Consider the following 20870-nt stretch of genomic DNA (forward strand, 5'->3'; position numbering starts at 1 on the left):
AATGTAGAGGAAAATGGTTCTCTCTCAAGGCTTTTGAGCATTAAATCCGCCCTGACGAACTATGTTTTTGCAGTCGTGACGAAAGTCGTCGGGCACTTTTGCTAGAAGTTTATTCTTGAGGGTAACTTCTTCAATAGAAAAAGTATTATTAGAAACTAAGCATTAAAAAAGTTTAATGGCTTACTTAGGTTTGTGATTGTAGAGCAACTCTTAGTGTTAGGATTGGGTAAAATTATCACTTGCACAACAAGAATGGTAAACCTCCGACCAAGGATGAGTTAGCTGGTAATTGCCGCCATGATGGTGTGTGGTGAGATGCAACAGGCAACCAAATCAGCAGAGGGGAATCTCTTCATAATTACTGGAAACGGTTTCTAATGTTGTGTGGGGCTAAATAGTCACCCGGCACAATTTGAAGTGACAAATTCAAGAACTTGCAACGAAATTCTTGATTGATAGTACATACCTGCAAAATAGCTCTTTTCAGCTAGATGGTAGATAACAAGTAAGTAACCACTAAAATTCAGATTACTATAATTTTCAAAAAAAGTTAGCAGAAATATACAAACTTCATGATAAATCGGTAAAGTAAACATGAAAACTAATTAATATTATTTTTCAGTATTTATTTGATCGGATGTCCGGGAAGGCTGAGAATGTACAGTTGAAGATAATTTTGTATGTTTTTAGCGGTTCTCGGTTGAGTGGGTACTGAACCCCACCCCCAACCCCCTCCCCGCTCTTCGAGAGGGGGCTAAGATATATCTTATGTGATTAAGAAAAGCTATATAAGGGACTTCCAAATAAAAAAATATCCCAAAACTGACGCAAAAATTCTCTCTATTTCTTCTCTTTTTGTGTTCTCTGCATCTGGAGTGGTAGCCTGCGGCAAGCCCTCCGGCTTGGTGCAGTCGCTCATGGGGGAAACCCCCATGCGCTAAAGCGTCTCCCCTTGGGAGAAGACCGCGCTGCTTCACCGCTTTGCGTCTACGTTTATTTGGATAATTTATTTCTTGGAAATCCCTAAATGAGTGAATTATTTTATGGTAGCAATTTACCTGAAAATCTCAAGTTTTAAAAGTCCCAAATATAAATAGAAAATTGTCCGCAATCACATTCATCCATAAGTTATATTTAGCAAAAAGACGCAAAGAATTGCTTTGCGTCTGTGGCGTGAGATTTAGAAGTCGATATTCTCACTGTTAGAATTCTCCATCTACTTAAAATTGCTCCCGCCAGCACCAGCTTAAAAGTGTGCCACCTGCCACCAGCTTAACTATTTCCAGTACCCAATAACTGCCATGCAGTATATTCATTGTCGATGGAATAGCAGCAGCAGCTTCAAATAGGTTGAGTTGAACTCCTATGGCGCACATCTGTGGAGTTAAGAAATAGGTGTCAAGCACAGCTATAGTTAGCAGCAGCACAGATAAAACAATACTGCCAATACTCCAGTGATATCGGGTTTTGCTCAAAGCTAGTGCCCCAGTCAGAACTACAGCAGCAGATAATAATTCCATCCGATTGAAGTTCCAAAAAATCGTATAGCCTGCTGTCGTAAAACCAGCTTGGCTCATCATGCCAGAAAGATAAAGGCTAGGCATAATTACCCAGTCTAAAACTAGACTAGCACTGAGCCAAAAGCCCAAAGTCAATATGATGCCGGTTTGCCAAATTGGTCGCTTGAATTCAAAGTTAGAAATAGCAGTCATAAAATAATTGCGTGTGTTGTATTTCTTAGTTTGTAACTTCCCCAGCAGTTTGACAAGAAATATCAACTAACCTTTACAAAGCGATCGCTCTTATATTCTGAACTCAATCGCAAGATTTTTTAAACTTAGTTGAGAAATATTAAGATATTTAAAAAAATAATTTAAATAGATTTTGCCTGTTGCAAATAGTCAATTTTTTATATCGAAAGTAACTAAGCGATCGCGGGATAGCGGCAACTGGAATGATGAATCATAGGTTGAAGTTTAAATTGATACAGAGACAGATTGCCAAAATCCTTTATTTGTTACAGCCTTCTGCCTTCTGAAGCATCCACTGTGGCTTCAGTAAGCCGATGAGAAAATTTCAATATATGTAAACTGAATTGTTTGAAACCCCTAAATTTATTTATGGGGTTTACCAACTGAGCCTCCAGCATAGCTGCCTCCTGCCTTCTCATGCTGGTTTTCAAAAGTTTGTGGTTTACTGAACATTGTCTGTTTTATACGCAGACATGAGTAATACCAAGTTGTCTTTGATCGTATTATTTGCTCAAGAGCCAGTCTAGTAGAGATTTTGATTTTAAACAAGATTAATTTTGGCAATTTTGTATAATATCACGTTCAAATAAGTTAATTCCATCTTCTGTATAAAATATCTATCTTTAGACATACTTTTTTAAAAATGTATTGTTATCCAGTACACTTCGCATGGTGGATTGACTTAAATCCATTTACATATGTTATGATTTCTATTATTCTAATGTTATGATTTGTGTTTTAATTTTAATTTATCATCTGGTAAATTATTTGCTAAATTAAGCTAAAATAGCTTAATTGAGAACTTTAAAGGCAATTCAAGCAAACTTAGAAGTTTTTAACACACAACCGTTCCTTAAATAAAGTTAAAGTTTTGTTACTAGTAACTCAGATATTTTTAAATTCTGAATTTTTAGGAGTTACCGAGGTAGGTATGTTGAATACTGAGCAGTAACTTGATTGAATGAAAAAAGAATTTTACTGCCATTCTGAATAGAGTGTAGTGAGTCATATTCGTTTTTAACCATTTTATGGTTTGAGACTAATGCTAAAAAACAGCTAGCTGAGGATTAATCATGCCTGTAATCTCAAATGTCAGCCTGGAGATAGACAATATGAATAGTTTACTAGGATAGTAATTTTGCAAAGTCTAATGATTGGAAAGTTGCTAGAGACAAACATAGTGGAGTTAATAAAAATTCAAATAAACTTCCTAAAAGTCCACTGTTATTCTGAAGCAAATAGAATATAGCGAGTTTAGCGATATAAGGTTTGATACTAATGCTAAAAAACAGCGAACTAACGATTAATCAGGGTTCTAATCTCAAATTTAAGCTTGGGGATCAACGATACGATAAGTTTCCTAGGCTAGAATTGTTGCGGAATCGTACAGTTGGAAAGCCACTAAAAATTAAACAAACATAGTGGAATAAATGTCAATTAAGATAAATTTCCCTCTCAGTAAAGTCAATAATCCCGAAAGAAAGAATGCAAGTATTATGGCGAAATCTTGCTAGTGGGACTAGTTGACTACTTTAGAGGCTATCTTAAATTAGAGACTAGCCTACCTACAGAATTTACTCCAAATGAATGGTGTTGTTTAATAACATTGCCAGTCAGAAATATAAGTAAGCTTTTTTCTTAAAAGCTCATTTAATGATCTCTTTAATCTAAAACGATAAAGAGCATTATTTACTGCTGGCATACATTAGGGTAAATCGGAATTATTACCGAAATCTCACAATTTTTTAATTGGAATAAGGTCAACACACATGAATAAAGTTCAAGCATCCTTTGAAGCTACAGAAGCTGCGTTTCACGTGCAAGGTTACGAAAAAATCGATTTTAGTCTTGTCTATGTGAACGGTGCATTTGATATTGAAAACAGAGAAATAGCAGATAGCTATGCGAAATTTGGTCGCTGTCTGACTGTAATTGATGCCAATGTTCATGAACTTTATGGCGATCAGATCAGGTCATATTTTAGACACTATGACATTGAACTGACGGTATTTCCGATCATCATTACAGAGCCAGCTAAAACCCTGGCAACGTTTGAAAAAATTGTTGACGCTTTTTCGGATTTTGGCTTAGTTCGTAAAGAACCAGTCTTAGTTGTCGGTGGTGGTCTAGTTACTGATGTGGCTGGGTTTGCTTGCGCTTCTTACCGTCGCAAGAGCAACTATATCCGCATTCCTACCACGTTGATTGGTTTGATTGATGCAGGTGTAGCGATTAAGGTAGCAGTTAATCATCGCAAGTTAAAAAATCGCTTGGGAGCATATCATGCACCTTTGAAAGTGATCCTGGATTTCTCATTTTTGAAAACCTTGCCAACGGCTCAAGTTCGTAATGGGATGGCAGAGTTGGTGAAAATTGCTGTAGTTTCTAACTCTGAAGTCTTTGAACTGCTATACGAATATGGCGAAGAACTGCTTTCCACTCACTTTGGCCATGTGAATGCTACACCGGAAATTAAAGAGATTGCCCATAAAGTCAACTACGAGGCAATCAAAACCATGTTGGAGTTAGAGACTCCTAACTTGCATGAAATAGACCTCGATCGCGTCATTGCCTACGGTCATACTTGGAGTCCTACCCTAGAATTAGCACCTCAGATACCCCTATATCATGGTCATGCGGTCAATATAGATATGGCTTTGTCTGCAACCATTGCAGCACAACGGGGCTATATTCCAACTCAAGAGCGCGATCGCATCCTAGACTTGATGAGTCGTATAGGTTTATCACTCGATCATCCTCTACTAGATGGAGATTTGCTCTGGGATGCTACCCAGTCTATAAGCTTGACACGAGATGGCAAACAACGCGCAGCCATGCCTTGTCCGATTGGTGAGTGCTTCTTTGCCAACGATCTGACTCGTGAAGAACTTGATGCTGCTCTAGCTGAACACAAACGTCTTTGTGCTCAATACCCTCGTGGCGGAAAAGGTGTTGACGCATACATTGAAACTCAAGAAGCCAAGCTAGTGGGGGTGTGAAAATATGACGAGTGTTGTAGGACGAGAAATAGCCAGACCGATAACGCCACACAGTATCTTAGTAGCCCAGCTACAGCAAACCCTCAAATTAGCACAAGAGAACAACATTCCCGTAGAGATATTGGATTCTTTGCGGCAGGGAGTTCAATTAGCGGCAGGTTTAGATCCCTACTTGGATGATTACACCACCCCCGAATCGAGCGCATTGACAGCATTGGCGCAAAAAACAAGCATTGAAGACTGGAGCAAACGCTTCAGTGATGGTGAAACAGTGCGTCAACTAGAGCAGGAGATGCTCTCAGGACATCTTGAAGGACAGACATTGAAAATGTTTGTTCATATCACCAAGGCAAAGCGCATTCTAGAAGTAGGAATGTTCACAGGGTATTCAGCTTTAGCGATGGCAGAAGCATTACCAAGTGATGGGCAACTCATAGGTTGTGAAGTAGATCCCTATGTAGCTCAATTTGCTCAAGCTTGTTTTCAAGAGTCTCCCCACGGCAGTAAAATCGTTGTAGAAGTAGCACCTGCTCTTGAGACACTCCACAAGCTCGCAGCAAGAAAAGAATCATTTGATTTAATCTTCATTGATGCGGATAAAAAAGAGTATGTAAAGTACTTCCAGACTATTTTGGATAGTAACTTACTAACTCCCGACGGGTTAATCTGTGTGGATAACACTTTGTTGCAGGGACAAGTTTACCTGCCACCTGAACAACGTACCGCCAACGGTGAAGCGATCGCTCAGTTCAACCGTATTGTCGCCGCCGATCCTCGTGTAGAGCAAGTTCTCTTACCCATCCGAGATGGTATAACCCTGATTAGACGCGTTGTGTAATCGAGAGATCAGGGAGATGAGCAGAGAAGTCTATAGCCTTGGCTGTAGACTTCAAAAGGATGAAGAAGATAAGAAGGAATAATTTTTCGCTTGCTTCCTCATCTCCCCTCAAGCTATTTTTTTGCGATCGCAGTTGTTATATAAAATACAACAGTATTTAAGAAGATGAATCATGCCAGTACTTCGTATTCTTCATTTAGTTGGGTCTGCATACAATGATTTTTACTGTCAGTTGTCACGTAATTACGCCCAAAGCTGTCTGGTAGCTACGGCAAATCCATCGCTGTATGACTTTCTGATTGCATACATCACACAAGATGGCCAGTGGCGATTTCCTTCCTCTCTCAGTCCAGAAGATATTGCTGTCGCTAAACCGATGTCTCTATCAGATGCCATACAGTTTATAACAGCGCAAAACATTGACCTTATGTTGCCACAAATGTTTTGTCTCCCTGGAATGACTGACTACCGGGCACTATTCGACTTGCTTAAGATCCCTTATATAGGCAATACTCCGGATGTCATGGCAATCACAGCCCACAAAGCCAGAACCAAAGCAATTGTCGCAGCAGCAGGGGTCAAAGTGCCGAATGGAGAACTGCTCCGCCAAGGAGACGTTCCGACAATTACACCTCCAGCAGTCATTAAACCCGCAAATGCCGACAACTCTTTAGGAGTGTCCTTAGTCAAAGAGGCTAGTGAGTATGACGCTGCCTTGAAGAAAGCATTTGAATTTGCTTCGGAGGTGATCGTAGAAACATTCATTGAAGCCGGTCGAGAAGTCAGATGCGGCGCTATTGTCAAAGATGGGAAGCTAATCGGTTTACCCCTTGAAGAGTATCAGATAGACCCCCAAATCAGACCCATCCGCAGTTATACTGACAAATTCAAAATACCAATCGAGGGCGACTTGGCTTCAACTGCTAAAAATTATGTCCCAGGTTGGATTGTAGATATTAATGACCCGATCACCCAAAAGGTTCAGCAAGAAGTTAAGAAGTGTCATTTGGCTTTGGGCTGTCGCCATTATAGTTTATTTGACTTCCGGATCGACCCACAGGGACAACCTTGGTTCTTAGAAGCCGGGTTGTTTTGTATTTTTGACCATAACGCGGTGATTGCCTGTACGGCGAACGCAGCGGGAATTCCTTTAAATGAGTTATTTATGACGGCAATCAATGAAGCATTGGGCACGATCTGATGTCCGGCAAATCACCTTTTTAGCTTTCTTCTGACTTGGAATAGCACAAGGTATTCGCTAGCGACAAGTAATAGAACTCTAATGTACACGCTTGCTCAAAATAGAGCGATTGCCTGAAAATCTAATGACTTCAAGTGCGTATGCAACACCTATTTGTACTCCAGGGAATCCCCATCTAAAAAATAAAGAATAAATAAGTAGGTCGGCGTAAATAATTATGGTTGGGATAAGGCAGTTCTTGCTGGGGGCTCTTAGCTGGGGGAAAGAAAGTTTGAGCCTTGTTTACTTTTCTTTACACAGTTTGGTTTTATTGTGCCGACTTACTTATAGCAGTCCTAAATCATTTGTGAAAATTATATATCCCTTTTTTCTTTCTTACCTTTGCGCCCTTAGCGTACTTTGCGGTTCGTTTTCAAATTTTATATTTTTCACGAATCAAATAGGACTGCTATATTCGACATTTACCTTTAAAAAGAGAGAGGATGCGGAAAGAAGCCACTAGTACCGCAAAGCAGAATTCAAAATTTAAATTAAAATTCAAAATAAATACAGAGTCTAGGAAAGCAGAGGAGCGCATCTCCTTGTCCCCTTAACTTCTAACTCGCCACCAGTCAAAGGTTCCACTATCATGTCACAATTACAACTATGAGGGAGCAGATTTTTGCCATATTCCAAAACTTGGGTACTCTTGCATTACTGGCGATCGCATTTCCCTTTAACTGTACCGTCGTACTTGCATCGCTGCTGTGGAATTTTTTCAGCCGATCGGATGCCAACCAAGTGGTTTTGAACGAAAATCCTAAAAATATCTTGATCGGTGGTGGTAGAATGACCAAAACCCTTCAGCTGGCGCGATCATTTCACGCTGCTGGGCATCGAGTCATTTTATTTGATCTCGATAAATACTGGTTCAGTGGTTATCGATTTTCTAACTCTGTGGCTGGCTTTTACACAGTTCCTGACTCGCAAGAAGACTTAGAAAGCTATACTCAAGCCGTGCGAGCGATCGCCAAAAAAGAAAACATAGATTTTTTTGTACCGGTAGGTATTTTTGCTGCCAGCTACTTTGATTCCGAGCGCAAACCAGTGTTATCAGGCTGTTGCGAGAATTTTCACTTCGATGCTGATACAATGAAGATGCTGGATAACAAGTTTACCTTTGCTGAAAAAGCACGCTCACTCTCGCTATCTGTCCCGAAAACCTTCCTAATTACAGATTCCGAACAAGTTCTTAAATTCGACTTTGCCAACGAAAAGCGCAAGTACATTCTCAAAAGTATTGTCTATGACTCTGTTTTACGCTTGGATCTGACCAAGCTACCAATGGATTCTCCTGAAAAAATGGCGTTTCATGTTAAAAGTAAGCCAATTAGTAAAGATAACCCTTGGATATTGCAAGAGTTTATTCCCGGGACAGAATACTGTACTCACGATACAGTGAGAAATGGTACATTAACGGTACATTGCTGCTGTGAATCATCTGCTTTTCAAGTCAATTACGAAAACTTTGAACACCCAGAAATTAAAAAGTGGGTGAGTCATTTTGTCAAAGAACTACAACTGACTGGACAACTTTGTTTTGACTTCATTCAGGCGGAAGATGGGACGATTTATGCGATCGAGTGCAACGCTCGCGCTCACTCTGCAATTACAATGTATTACAACCATCCTGGTTTAGCAGATGCCTATCTTAGTAAAGAGCCTCCGGCTGAACCTCTGCAACCCCTGAGTGATAGTAAGCCTACTTATTGGCTTTATCACGAACTTTGGAGACTTAATGAAATTAGATCGTTAAAGCACTTACAAAAGTGGTTTAAAAATATTTGGCGAGGAAAGGATGCAATCTTTGAAGTTAACGACCCACTACCGTTCTTAATGGTACATCATTGGCACATTCCTTTGCTATTACTCGATAGTTTGCGCTCCTTACGAACTTGGGTGAGGATTGATTTCAACATCGGCAAACTCATCCAGTTTGGAGAAGACATAAAATATGGCAATACCTCTGCAACCCCTAAGTGATAGTAAGCCTAGTTATTGGCTTGAACACGAATAGAGACTTATTAGCTCGTTAAAGCAGTTGCAATTGTTTAAAAATATTTGACGAGGAAAGAATGCAATCTTTGATGTCACAATTATAACTATGAGAAAGCAGATTTTTGTAGTGTTCCAAAACTTGGGCACTCTTGTATTACTAGCGATCGCATTTCCCTTAAACTGCATCGTCGTCTTAACATCGCTACTGTGGAGCTTTATTAAGCAACCATTCAGTAAGTCAATTGTTGTCAACCCCAATTCTAAAAATATCTTGATTGCTGGCGCTAGAATGACTAAAACCCTTCAGCTAGCGCGTTCATTTCATGCTGCTGGGCATCGGGTTATTATAATTGATATTGACAAATACTGGTTAAGTGGTAATAAATATTCCAACTCTGTTGCAGGCTTTTATACTGTTCCCGATCCCAGCAAAGACTTAGAAGGCTACATTGAAACCCTACACGCGATCGCTAAAACAGAAAAGATCGACTTTTTTATCCCGGTAGCCATTTTTTCCGTCATCCACTTTGATCAAGGCAAGTCACCCTTACCAGACTGTGTAGAGTTTTTCCACTTCGATGGTGATGTCACAAAAATCCTGGATGACAAGTTTGCCTTTTCCGAAACAGCGCGATCGTTCGGTTTATCTGTCCCCAAATCTTTCAAAATTACCGATCCCGAACAAGTCCTCAACTTCGACTTTTCTCAGGAGAAGCGCAAATACATTCTTAAAAGCATCCCCTACGATCAAGTGCGTCGCTTGAATCTCACCAAGCTACCTTGCGATACAAAATCAGAAACAGCAGCATTTGTCAATAGTCTGCCCATCAGTGAGGAGAACCCCTGGATTATGCAGGAATTCATCCTTGGAAAGGAATACTGCACTCACACTACCGCGCGAGATGGAGAGTCAAGAATGTACTGCTGCTGTGAGTCATCCGCCTTTCAAGTCAACTACGAAAACGTTGATCGGCAAGAAATTATGCAATGGGCGAGTCATTTTACCAAAGAACTGGGAAAAACTGGACAACTTTCCTTTGACTTCATCCAAGCAGAAGACGGAACTGTTTACGCGATTGAGTGTAACCCCCGTACTCACTCCGCCATTACTATGTTTTACAATCATCCAGGAGTAGCGGATGCCTATCTTGGTAAAGAGCCTCTGGCTGAATCTTTGCAGCCTCTTGGTGATAGTAAGCCAACCTATTGGCTCTACCACGAAGTTTGGCGGCTAAATGAGATTAGATCGTTCAAGCAACTGCAAACCTGGGTAAGAAACATCAGGCGGGGGAAAGAAGCAATTTTTGAGGTGAGCGATCCCTTACCCTTCCTGATGGTACATCACTGGCAGATTCCCTTACTCATTCTCGACAACTTACGAAGACTCAAAGGTTGGATAAGAATAGATTTCAATATGGGCGAGCTTATAGAATGATACCAATCCGCATTTTAAAGCGTAAGGGACTTCCAAGAAATAAATTACTCAAATAAACGTAGACGCAGAGCGGCTTGCCGCAGGCTACCTTATTAGGCACGGAGAACACAGAGGAATGAGGAGGAGAGAGTTTTTTCGCCAGTTTTTTGGGTATTTTTTTATTTGGAAGTCCCTAATCTAGTATGCTCCAGATGAGCCTCTGGTTTACAAGCCCCAAGCGAAAAGTAGGTGGGGTAGTTGACCGATTATTTTTCCTGAAACGTCCAAACTCCTTCATCCCAATCTGATTCTGTTGGGGGTGACTGTAACCAATGCTGACAACGCAACAGATGTAACATAGCAGCTTTATCATGGTTATCTGCTGCCAAAACTTTGGCAAACTCGGCTCTTGCAAAGGAAAACTGCCGCTTGAGGTAATACTCGCGCCCTTTATGATAATGCTCAATCACTTGCAATTTTTCGCTTTCAATAGGATTGGAACGCAAACCCAGCAATTCGTATATGGCTACTGGCTCATTTCTACCCTTGACACGAATGTAATCTAGTTCTCTAGCCCAAATATGATCTTGGCATGGTTTAAAAGTGTTATGGCTAATAATAATGTCGCAGCCATATTGTTTACTGACACTTTCTAATCGAGAGCCAAGATTAACGCCATCGCCAATGGCGGTAAATTCCATCCGCTTACTAGAGCCAATATTCCCACTAATCACGGTATCTGAGTTGATACCAATGCCGATTTTAATTTTGGGCTTATCATCTGCATAGCGACGTTGATTAAATTCGTGCAGACGATCGCGCATTTCTAAGGATGTTTGCACTGCCATCCAAGCGTGTTCTTCCAATGGTAGGGGAGAACCAAACACAGCCATGATGGCATCACCGATGTATTTGTCAAGAGTGCCTTTATGTTTAAAGACTGCCTCCACCATTGATTCAAAATATTCATTGAGCATACTCACCACTTCTTCTGCTTCTAAGTTTTCCGTTAAAGTGGTGTAGCCGCGAATATCGGAAAATAAAATCGAAACTTCTTTGCGATCGCCTCCTAGTTTAGCGTCATCTAATTTCAGCAATTCTTCAGCTAATTCCTGGGTCATGTAGCGGTACATCGTACTCTTGAGCCGCTTTTCATCACTGATATCTTCCATTACTACCAGCGCCCCCCGGACTTGCTCTTGGTCGCTAGCATCAGCTATTGTGTTAATCGATAAATTAATACTGTGCTGTTCTGTACCAGTAGTTAGGAGTGTGCGATCGGGGTAATATTGCTGGCGGCCTTTTAAGTCGGCTGCATGTAAAGCATCGTGATACCACTTGCTAAAGTCACCTTCTTTGATGCCGATCGCGTCAGTAACTAATTTACCTTCTAAACGGTCTTCTGGCTCCAGTCCTAGCAAACGCTTGGCACTTTCATTAGCGGCGATAATTAACCCGGCTTTATCAGTGGAAACTACTCCATTGGAAAGACTACGCAAAATATCCCGTTGCATTTGTTCTTGTTGCTTAACTGTGGCAAACAACTGAGCATTTTGCAGCGCTACTCCCGCTTGAATATTAAAAGCTTCCATAAATTCTTCATCGTTGCGATCAAAGCTAGCTTGGAAGCAGTCGGGAGCTTTAGGCCAATCACCTGGATTATAAGGTGGAAAATCACCAGATTTCTTTTTATTTACGAGTTGGGTAACGCCAATCAGTTGTTGATCAGCGTTAAATACTGGCATACAAAGCAAGCTACAGGTGCGATAGCCATTTTGCTGGTCGAGTTGTTTGGCAGTATCAGAATCAGGATGGTAGTACAAATCAAAGGCAATATTCAATTTCTTGCCAGAAGCCGCTACTATACCAGCAAAGCCTTTACCTACGGGGACTCGCAACTCCTTAGTTGAACCATCATCCTGGGTAATTTTCGTCCACAATTCATGGCGATCGCGGTCTATTAACCATAGTGTACTGCGATCGGCATTCATCAGTTCCTTGGCTTCATCCATCACCCGCTTCAGGGTATCTTCTAAGTCGAGACTGCTTTGAGAGAGGGACTTGATCGCCTTCATCAGCGCCGCCACTGCTCTTTGTTTTTGAGTGGCTACATAAAAAGAGCGCGAGGATTCTAAAATCAGGCGAATCGAAGGGGCAAATTCTTGAAATAATTGTTCGTCAGCACGGATAAAACCTTTGGTATCAATGCGCTCTGCAAGTGGAGCATCGGGATTATTCCCAGATTTTAATTTATTCAGTAATTGCACTACCGCAACTAACTGTCCATGTTCATTCAATAATGGCAAAGCCAGCATGGTGTAGGTGCGGTAGCCAGTTCTTTTTTCTTGTTCTTGGGCAAAATGCGATCGCGGATCGTTATAAAAATCAAAGGGAATATTAATAACTTGCTTGAAGGTGGCGACTTCCCCAGCAATGCCTTTATTGGCGGGGATGCGAATTTCTAAAGAGCGATCGCCCTCCCCCTCAGCCAGAATCGACCAGAGTTCTTGTTTTTCTTCATCCAATAAAAATATCGTCGTCCGGTCTGCCCCCAGTAATTCCCCGGTTTTCAAGGTAATCGAATGCAACATTTCTTGCAGAAGAGTTTCAAATCCCTGAGAATCCAGCATTGACAGGGTTTGATGGACAATCTGTAATTTTTGCTCGACATCCTGAACGACCTGTTTAAAAGTATCCTGAGTCAAAGGAGCAAGAAACGAAGAAAAAGTTCCTTGTCTTGTGGCAAGAGCACCCACAGGAGCAGAATTTGCTTGTAATTCGAGGTTTTCTTGGTTGTGAACACCAATAATCAAATCGGTGGTCTCCCCACAATCTTGATACACTGACATAATAGGTTTTTTATATAGCAGGATGAGATTTTAGATGTAACAATGCAATTAAATTTATGTAAGTGGTGCTAAAAGCAACAATTGCTTAATGTTATCCATAGTTTAATCGCTTGTTTGGCTAGCGTCATCCTGAGAACCAAGGTGGAAGTCAATTACTTATGACTACAGTACAGATGCAGTAATACTCCGAACCCCTGCTACCGTTTACAAAGTCTTCTGGGGATCGTCAATTTTGTATTGAAGAAGAAGTCAGAATCAAGCAGGGCTATTTCATTCTCATCTAGTCCGCCTCAGAATGAATTCTGAGTCTAATAGCGAAAGTCGTCTAAAGACGACTAATAAAAGGTTATAGTCACGTTTTAACGGACTTTAAGCTATGAGCCGCAGAACTTCAGTTCTGGGCGGTTTCTGTTTAGAACGAAATAGCACTGATAATCACTAGACCTCTTGCATAAATCAAAAATAAAGAACCCCACCCCGCATTTGAGTAAAGCAAACGCTCCCCTCCCCGCTTGCGGGGAGGGGTTGGGGGTGGGGTGTTAGGGACTTTTGCAAGAGGTCTACTCTTCGTGAGGGATTCAGATCCGCGACTCGTACAGAATTCATGCTGAATTCTGACGACTGACTCCTGAATTCTGTTTCAATAAGTCTAATAAGACGATCGCCTTCACCAATTCCTCTGGATCTACAGGCTTGGAAATATGCTGTTGAAATCCGGCAGCGATCGCTTGCTGATAATCCACCTCTCCAGCATAAGCAGTTAAGGCGATCGCTGGAATTGTCCCGCCTTGCTCTGGTTGCAAACTCCTCACCTGTCGCATCAGCATGTAACCATCCATTTCTGGCATCCCGATATCGCTAATGAGCAAATTTGGCTGGGATTGACTCAGCGCAGTTAAAGCTTCAATGGCTGAGGCGACAGCAGTCACAGTTGCACCATATTGCTCCAGCATGAAAGGCAAAAACTCTCGCATATCTGCGTCATCATCCACCACGAGAATCTCTAAGCCAGACAAGGGTAAGGACTGATCTTCTACAAGTGAGAAGTTATCTTTTGCATCCTTGATTTTTTTGCTTTCATCCTGTAAGCATGGAATTTTGACGGTGAAAGTTGCTCCTTGTTCTTCGCCCAGGCTTTGGGCTTGAACAGTTCCCCCGTGAAGTTCTACAAGATGCCGGACGATCGCTAATCCTAAACCTAAACCGCCAAATTTTCGAGTTGTGGCACTATCTGCTTGACGGAAATAATCAAAGACATAGGGTAAGAACTCAGGCGCAATTCCCTTCCCTGTGTCAGTGACGCAGATTTGTACCTGTGAGTCAATTTGCTCTAATTTAATTTTTACCTCTCCCCCAGTGGGAGTAAACTTAATGGCATTGGAAAGGATATTCCAAAAAACTTGTTGCAATCGATTGGCATCGCCTAAAACTGGCCCGACACTAGATTCAATAATTGTCTGAATCTCGATGGACTTAGCCTGTGCTGATAAACGCACTGTCTCGATCGCAGCTTCAATGACTGATATCAAATTAATGGGGCTGAAGTTGAGGTTAAGTTTACCCTGAAGGATGCGGGAGACATCAAGCAAATCTTCAATCAATTGGGTTTGTAACTTGGCGTTGCGCTCAATGGTTTCGAGGGCGCGATCGCTTGTTACTTGATCAAGCTTGCGGGTTCGCATCAGTTTTGTCCAACCCAGAATTGGGTTAAGCGGTGTTCTCAATTCATGGGAGAGAACAGCGAGAAATTCATCTTTGATGCGGTTTGCTGATTCAGCAGCGTTTCGCGCCGTTAGTTCGGCTTCGTAAAGATGGGCGCGAGCGATCGCTTGGGCGCATTGTTGAGCAATGGCCAAGATAAACGCTTGATCTTCTCCATTAAGTTGTTGAGGCTGGGCAAATCCCAAAGTTATACCGCCAACGGCCCAACCTTCTACCATCAATGGAATAGAAATCCAGGCTTCAAAGTCATATTGGGCGTAAATTTCTGCCAAATGCGGGTAACGAGCCACCCGATTTTCTGTTGCTTGTGCCCAAATAGGTTTCCCAGTCCGCACAGCTTCTGCTAGGGGAGAGGGTGAATCGATGGCAAAATTACGCCAAGTATTTACCAAATCCTGCTTATAGCCAACTGCACGCACAATTTCCAGTTCAGTTTTACTTTCATTCACCAAGGCGACGAGGGCAGAACTGGCTCCCAAGGCAGCCATGCTCTGCTCTACAATGACTTCAGATACTTGGGCTGGTGTCAGCGATTCTGAAAGAGCAGCCGTGATGGATTGAAGACGGGCAATGCGCTCTAAGGCCTGCTCTGCTCTTGTTTGTGCTTGCTGCGCTTCTTGGTAAAGGCGGGCATTATCGATGGCGATCGCAGCTCGATGGGCAACATCTTCAGCTAGTGACAAGTCAGCCGTGCTGTAACGCCGTTCGGATTCAGCAGTCACAAAGGAAATTGCACCAAAAATCCGTTCGCGTGCCATCAATGGCAAGATAATACATGACTTTAAACCAAGTTCACGTACAATACTCAGATGTTCTGCATCCGGGATAGCTGCTGCTAGGGCTGCATCTGAAATTTCAGCTACCATTTCTGCTAGTCCAGTACGCAGCACCTTAGACACACCTTCATCTGCATCCAACTTTCTGGGATAACGCTGATAGAGTTCCCAAGCGAGTTTCACTTTCTCTGGATCTCGGTGAGCAACTGCTACCCGATTAATTGATTGGTTATCTTGCAACAGATCAACGGCGCACCAGTCGGCGAAGTAAGGCACAACCAGATTGGCCACACTTGCTAACGTGCTTTCGTAATTGAGGGAAGAGGCGAGTGTTGCACTGACTTGAGCCAAAAATGTTGCTCGTTGCTGATCGGCTTCTGCTTCCAGACGGGCGGTTTGCTCTTGAATCAGTTGGATACGTTTGGCTTCAGATTGTTTGCGATCTGTAATATCAAGCACAACACCGCTCATGTGTGTTGCTTTACCTGCTTCATTGAAAAAGGCTTTTCCTCGGCAGGCTAGGTAGCGAATACTGCTGTCATCTCGAATAATTCGATATTCTAAATCATGCTCTACACCTTCGTTAATCGCTCGGCTCAACGATTGAGCCAGCAATCCCCGATCATCTGGATGCAGACGAGCTAAAATTGCTTCAGAAGTGCCAACAAAGGTTTCAGGTGTTAACCCAAATAATTGATAAATCTGCTCATCCCAGGCAAAGCGATCGTTGGCAATATCCCAACTCCAAACACCGATTTGGGCAGATTTCAACGCCAGATTGAGTTTTGCTTGGCTATTTTCTAGACCTTGATAAAGACGAGCATTTTCTAGAGAAATTGCAATTTGAACTGTCAAAATCTCCAGTACGGAAAGTTTTTCCTGTGTAAAGGCGCTGGAAAGAAGATTGTTTTCTAAATATAAGATACCAAGTAATTTCGACTGAAGCGCGATCGGTAAACAAAGTACAGATTTAGGTTGTTTTTGGATTACATACTCGTCTTGAGAAAACAGATTTTGCTCAGTGGCATTCTGCAAAATTACTGTTTCTTGAGTTCGCTGAACATAATTCAGCATTGATTGCGGAATAACCTGTGAAATTTCACCCTCTAATACAGGTCGGTAAACATTGAGCTTTTCTGCTTGGTGATTAAATTTAGCTTCTACTTCGATCACCAAATTTTGCTCGTATTCAAGCAACAAATAACCGATTTCTGCTCCTGCTTGCTCGATGACAATCTGCATTAATGTTTTCAACAACCGCGAAAGCACAATTTCACGAGATATGGTTTGAGACGCTTTAACTACCGATAAAAAGTCTAGCTGTTCACCTGTGCTGAAAAACGTTCCGTTAGAGACAAGCTGTTGTTGCGGTAATAGCTGAGGATAGGATTCTTCGAGGTGCTTAACTTTAGCAGATGCCTCCCAGCGTACATAAGCATTTTTAGCTTCTTGCAAGTAGGTTTTGGCAATTAATTCAAACTTCCGTTCTAGATAAAATTTAGCGCATAGCTCATTAGCCAAAGCTTCATATTGCACAAATCCCTGCTCACGGGCTGAAGCAATTGATTGCTCATACAAGCGCATTGCTTCCAAGTCTCGATTTTCAATTCGAGCTATTTCAGCAGCTACTAATTGAGACTTGTGTAAGAAGTTGGCAGGGCAGTGATTAGCCCAGTATTGCAATTGCCGCTGATGGGATTTTAGGGTTTGTAAAAACTGTTCTTGCTCTTGATCAGATACTGTTGGATAAAGAGCCGTGAGAGTCACTGAGTAATATAAAATGTAATCTGCTTCAATTGGTAATGCCAGTGTCGTAACTGGAAAATTAGACAATTTCAAGGCAGAATTAAATGCTTCTGGATATTTCCCATAATTAAAAAATATAATTAATTTAATAATATGATAAAAAATCATTCCACTGACAAAGCCTGCATCTGTAATGATAGATAAAGCGGATGATTCATCAAATTCATCATTACTTAGAGTCAGATTGTGGTGAGTCAGTCCGCGCAGATTCATCAGTAGCATCTGCTGTAGTTTGATTGTCTGATAGACAGTCTCATGTTTAGACTGGCGGGCGAATGCAGTATATTTTTCTAGAGATTTGTATGTTTCTGCAAGTGGAAAACCTAACTGGATAATTTGCCACGAGCCTTGATAACCATTGTAGTTCGCCATCGTCACATCACCCGCTTCCACACAGCCGATAAATCCCCGCTCTAAAAATGGAATATCGGTAGCAATATGGTTACGCCAAACGTTAATATGACTTCCATGAATGTGCAGCACAACTCCTCTAAGTTTCAAGTCATGCAACTTTTCATTTAATTGAATTGTCATCTCAGAAAATGCGTACCCTGTAGGAATATCATGGAAGATGGAAACCAACAACATGGCATACATGCTGTAGGCAAAACAGGAATCTTCTGTATTACCAAACTTGAGTGAGTAGTTAACTGCTTTAAGTACGACTAAGGGAAAGAGATCAGGTCTACCAAGATAAGTAGGTGGCCCCAAAGTCGTCAACAGACTAATCACTGTTTTAATATTTTGATCTTGGATTAATATAGCATTAATTAAATCAGAGACTTGTCTATTACCTAGATTGGTTAATACTTGGTTTTTTTCAATTGCGATCGCAGCTTGTACTTCCTCATTTGTATCAGGGAATGTCACCCCAAAAAGTTTTAAAGCTTCTAATCCCAATGTCAGCGCCTCTTCATACCTACCTGCAACTTGGTAAAGTCTGATTTGCAGCATATAAATATTAGATTTATCCACATCGGATGCTGCTTTCATGAATAGTATTTCAAATAATTCTTCCGCTTGTCCTAAATTCCCTATTAAGAATTCACACTCAGCTAGTTCTCTGAATAGAGTGAATGTTTGTTCATATTGTTCAATCCAGGCATTTTCAGCTAAAAGATTCATGGCAACGCTAAAAAAGTTTTTAGCAGGAGTGTAGGCTGTGGAGGCTTTTGCCTTATTAGCAGCGATTAAATTCAACCGTAGCAATTCATCTTTTTCTGTCTGTTCAATAATTAGATCCACAGCGAAATTGAGTTGATTGACTAAATCAAATATTTGTTCGTTCACTTGTTCATGACTAGCATTTTTCAGCAAAAGCCGTCCAATTGTCAGGTGAACTGCCGACTTTGATTCATCAGCAATTAAGGAGTATGCAGCTTGTTGAACTCGATCATGATAGAAACGATAGTTTTTCTGGCCAGTTTCATCTGACTCTATGGGGATAATTAATCCTCTTAAAATTGCATCAACAAGTGCATTCGCTGTTTCTTCAATAGATTGTTCACCAACGATCGCTAAAACTTCTAAATCAAAACGATTACCAATACAGGAGGCTAACTTAAGCACCTTTTGAGTTGCGGCTGGCAGTTTTTGCATCCGCCCAATCATCAAACTGACAATATTATCTGTCATACCTTGGGCTTCAATCTGAGCTAAATTCCATTGCCACCCCCCTTTTACCCCCCTCTGTCCCCCCTTACCAAGGGGGGTGGGGGATTGAGGGGGGTCAAAATTCAGCAGATTTTCTTGATGCAGTGTTTTCAGAAACTCATTGACAAAAAAGGGATTGCCGTCAGTTTTTTGGATAATCAATTGAGCAAGAGGTTCTACTCGTTCTATTGAACTATGCAAGGTATCAGCAATCAACTGATTGACATAAACAAGATTCAAGGGCGTAAGGGTAATTTCAGTTATTCTTGCTCCATGCTGGCAAATCTTCTCCATCATCAAACTAAAGGGATGCACAACATCTACTTCGTTATCTCGAAAAGCCAAAATGAAGCAGAGATATTGGATACTAGACCCAGTAATGACGGTTTGAATTAAATTTAAAGTAGCGCTGTCTGCCCACTGCATATCATCTAAAAAAACAGTGAGCGGATGCTCTTTTTGAGCAAAGACGCTGATAAAATTCTGAAACACTAAATTGAACCGATTTTGAGATTCGGCAGGCCCCAACTCTGGTATAGGAGGCTGTTCTCCAACGATTAATTCAACTTCTGGAATTACATCTGCGATTAATCTACCATTGTTCCCTAATGCTGCTTGTATTCGCTTTTTCCAGGTAGCAAGTTGAGCTTCGGGCTGCGTTAAAATTTGTCTAACAAGTGTTTGAAAAGCTTGAACAATAGTGGAATAAGGAATATCTCGTTTGTACTGATCAAACTTACCAGAGATAAAAACTCCGCGTTCTCGCACAATAGGCTTGTGAATCTCTTTTACTAAAGAAGATTTACCAACCCCAGCATAGCCAGAAACTAAAACGAGTTCTGGTTTACCTTGACTAACAACTCGTTCAAATGCTTGTAAAAGCTTGGCAATCTCTGGTTCTCGCCCATACAATTTTTGAGGAATTTGAAAGCGCTCTGAGATATCTTGCTCACCCAAAACAAAGGATTGGATTTGTCCGGTTGTCTCCAATTGGTTTAAGCACCGTTCCAGATCAAATTGCAAACCTAAAGCGCTCTGATACCTTTGTTCTCCAACCTTCGACAGCAATTTGATGATGATATCACAGAGCATTTGGGGAATATCAGAGTTTAACTTTTTCGGGGATGGCGGAGATTTGGCAATATGACAATGCACCCACTCTAAGGGGTCTTTGCCTTGAAATGGTAGCTGACCTGTCAGCATCTCATAAAAGGTGATTCCTAGAGAATACAAATCGCTGCGATGGTCAATTCCTCGATTCATCCGCCCGGTTTGCTCAGGTGAAAGATATGGTAAACTGCCTTCAATGCGACTGGAACTGCTAACTATTTGCTGCTGGTATGGAATGAAGGTAGCAATTCCAAAATCAGCAATTTTGACCTGATTAGTTTCAAGGTTAATTAAGATATTTTGCGGCTTAATATCCTTGTGGACAATGTGATGAGTGTGAATTTGTGCAAGTTTGCTAGTGATTTCAATAGCAATCTTCAGAAACGGAACAGGCTGTTGAAATTGGTCTAGCAACTGGTCAAGCGATCGCGCCTCAAAATCCTCCATAATTAAATAAGGGATTCCCTGATGCATCTCTAAAGCGTAAGCTTTAACTACGGCTGCGGTATTTAACCTGCGAGCGATCGCATACTCATGTTTGATCTGTTCAATATTATTGGGTGTACACTGTTCTGGACGTAGCCCTTTGATAATTACCGGACAATGATCTTGAACCCTAATTCCACGGTATATGACTGCTTTTACCCCTGCTTTTAACAAAGTGAGAATTTGAAATCCGGGTAATGCAATCATCATGCCAAATACTCCAGGCGT

General features: G+C 41.4%; 8 protein-coding genes. 5 read left to right on the top strand and 3 right to left on the bottom strand.

Annotated elements, in window-relative coordinates:
* Positions 1-1220: 1220 nt before the first annotated feature.
* Entirely contained in the window at positions 1221-1712 is a 492-nt protein-coding gene (locus tag LC586_RS01410; protein WP_229457364.1) for a hypothetical protein, read from the bottom strand.
* Between the two features lie 1808 nt (positions 1713-3520).
* On the opposite strand from LC586_RS01410, the gene LC586_RS01415 reads away from it, so the two are divergent.
* The 5 genes from LC586_RS01415 to LC586_RS01435 all read left to right on the top strand — a co-directional run bounded on the left by LC586_RS01415 (position 3521) and on the right by LC586_RS01435 (position 10261).
* Positions 3521-4750 carry a sedoheptulose 7-phosphate cyclase gene (locus LC586_RS01415; RefSeq protein ID WP_229482603.1) on the top strand — a complete coding sequence of 410 codons (1230 nt, stop codon included), beginning with the start codon at positions 3521-3523 and terminating at the stop codon, positions 4748-4750.
* Positions 4751-4754: 4 nt separating this feature from the next.
* Positions 4755-5588, top strand: coding sequence for an O-methyltransferase (locus tag LC586_RS01420; RefSeq protein WP_229482604.1), 834 nt, complete (start codon positions 4755-4757; stop codon positions 5586-5588).
* A 172-nt stretch (positions 5589-5760) separates the two neighbouring features.
* Positions 5761-6789: a D-alanine--D-alanine ligase family protein gene (locus tag LC586_RS01425; protein ID WP_229482605.1), complete on the top strand. Its 1029-nt coding sequence runs from the start codon at positions 5761-5763 to the stop codon at positions 6787-6789.
* Positions 6790-7434: 645 nt separating this feature from the next.
* Positions 7435-8811 (top strand): ATP-grasp domain-containing protein, encoded by a 1377-nt coding sequence (locus LC586_RS01430; protein ID WP_229482606.1) that lies wholly within the window; start codon positions 7435-7437, stop codon positions 8809-8811.
* 121 nt (positions 8812-8932) lie between these two features.
* Entirely contained in the window at positions 8933-10261 is a 1329-nt protein-coding gene (locus LC586_RS01435) for an ATP-grasp domain-containing protein (protein ID WP_229482607.1), read from the top strand.
* Positions 10262-10506: 245 nt separating this feature from the next.
* On the opposite strand, the gene LC586_RS01440 is transcribed toward LC586_RS01435, so the two are convergent.
* Positions 10507-13089 carry a GAF domain-containing protein gene (locus tag LC586_RS01440; RefSeq protein WP_229482608.1) on the bottom strand — a complete coding sequence of 861 codons (2583 nt, stop codon included), beginning with the start codon at positions 13087-13089 and terminating at the stop codon, positions 10507-10509.
* A 602-nt stretch (positions 13090-13691) separates the two neighbouring features.
* A complete protein-coding gene (locus LC586_RS01445; RefSeq protein WP_229482609.1) occupies positions 13692-20852 on the bottom strand; it encodes an AAA family ATPase in 7161 nt (2386 codons plus the stop codon).
* Between the last annotated feature and the right edge of the window lie 18 nt (positions 20853-20870).

The organism is Nostoc favosum CHAB5714 (assembly GCF_020829495.1).
Classification (GTDB): Bacteria; Cyanobacteriota; Cyanobacteriia; order Cyanobacteriales; family Nostocaceae; genus Nostoc; species Nostoc favosum.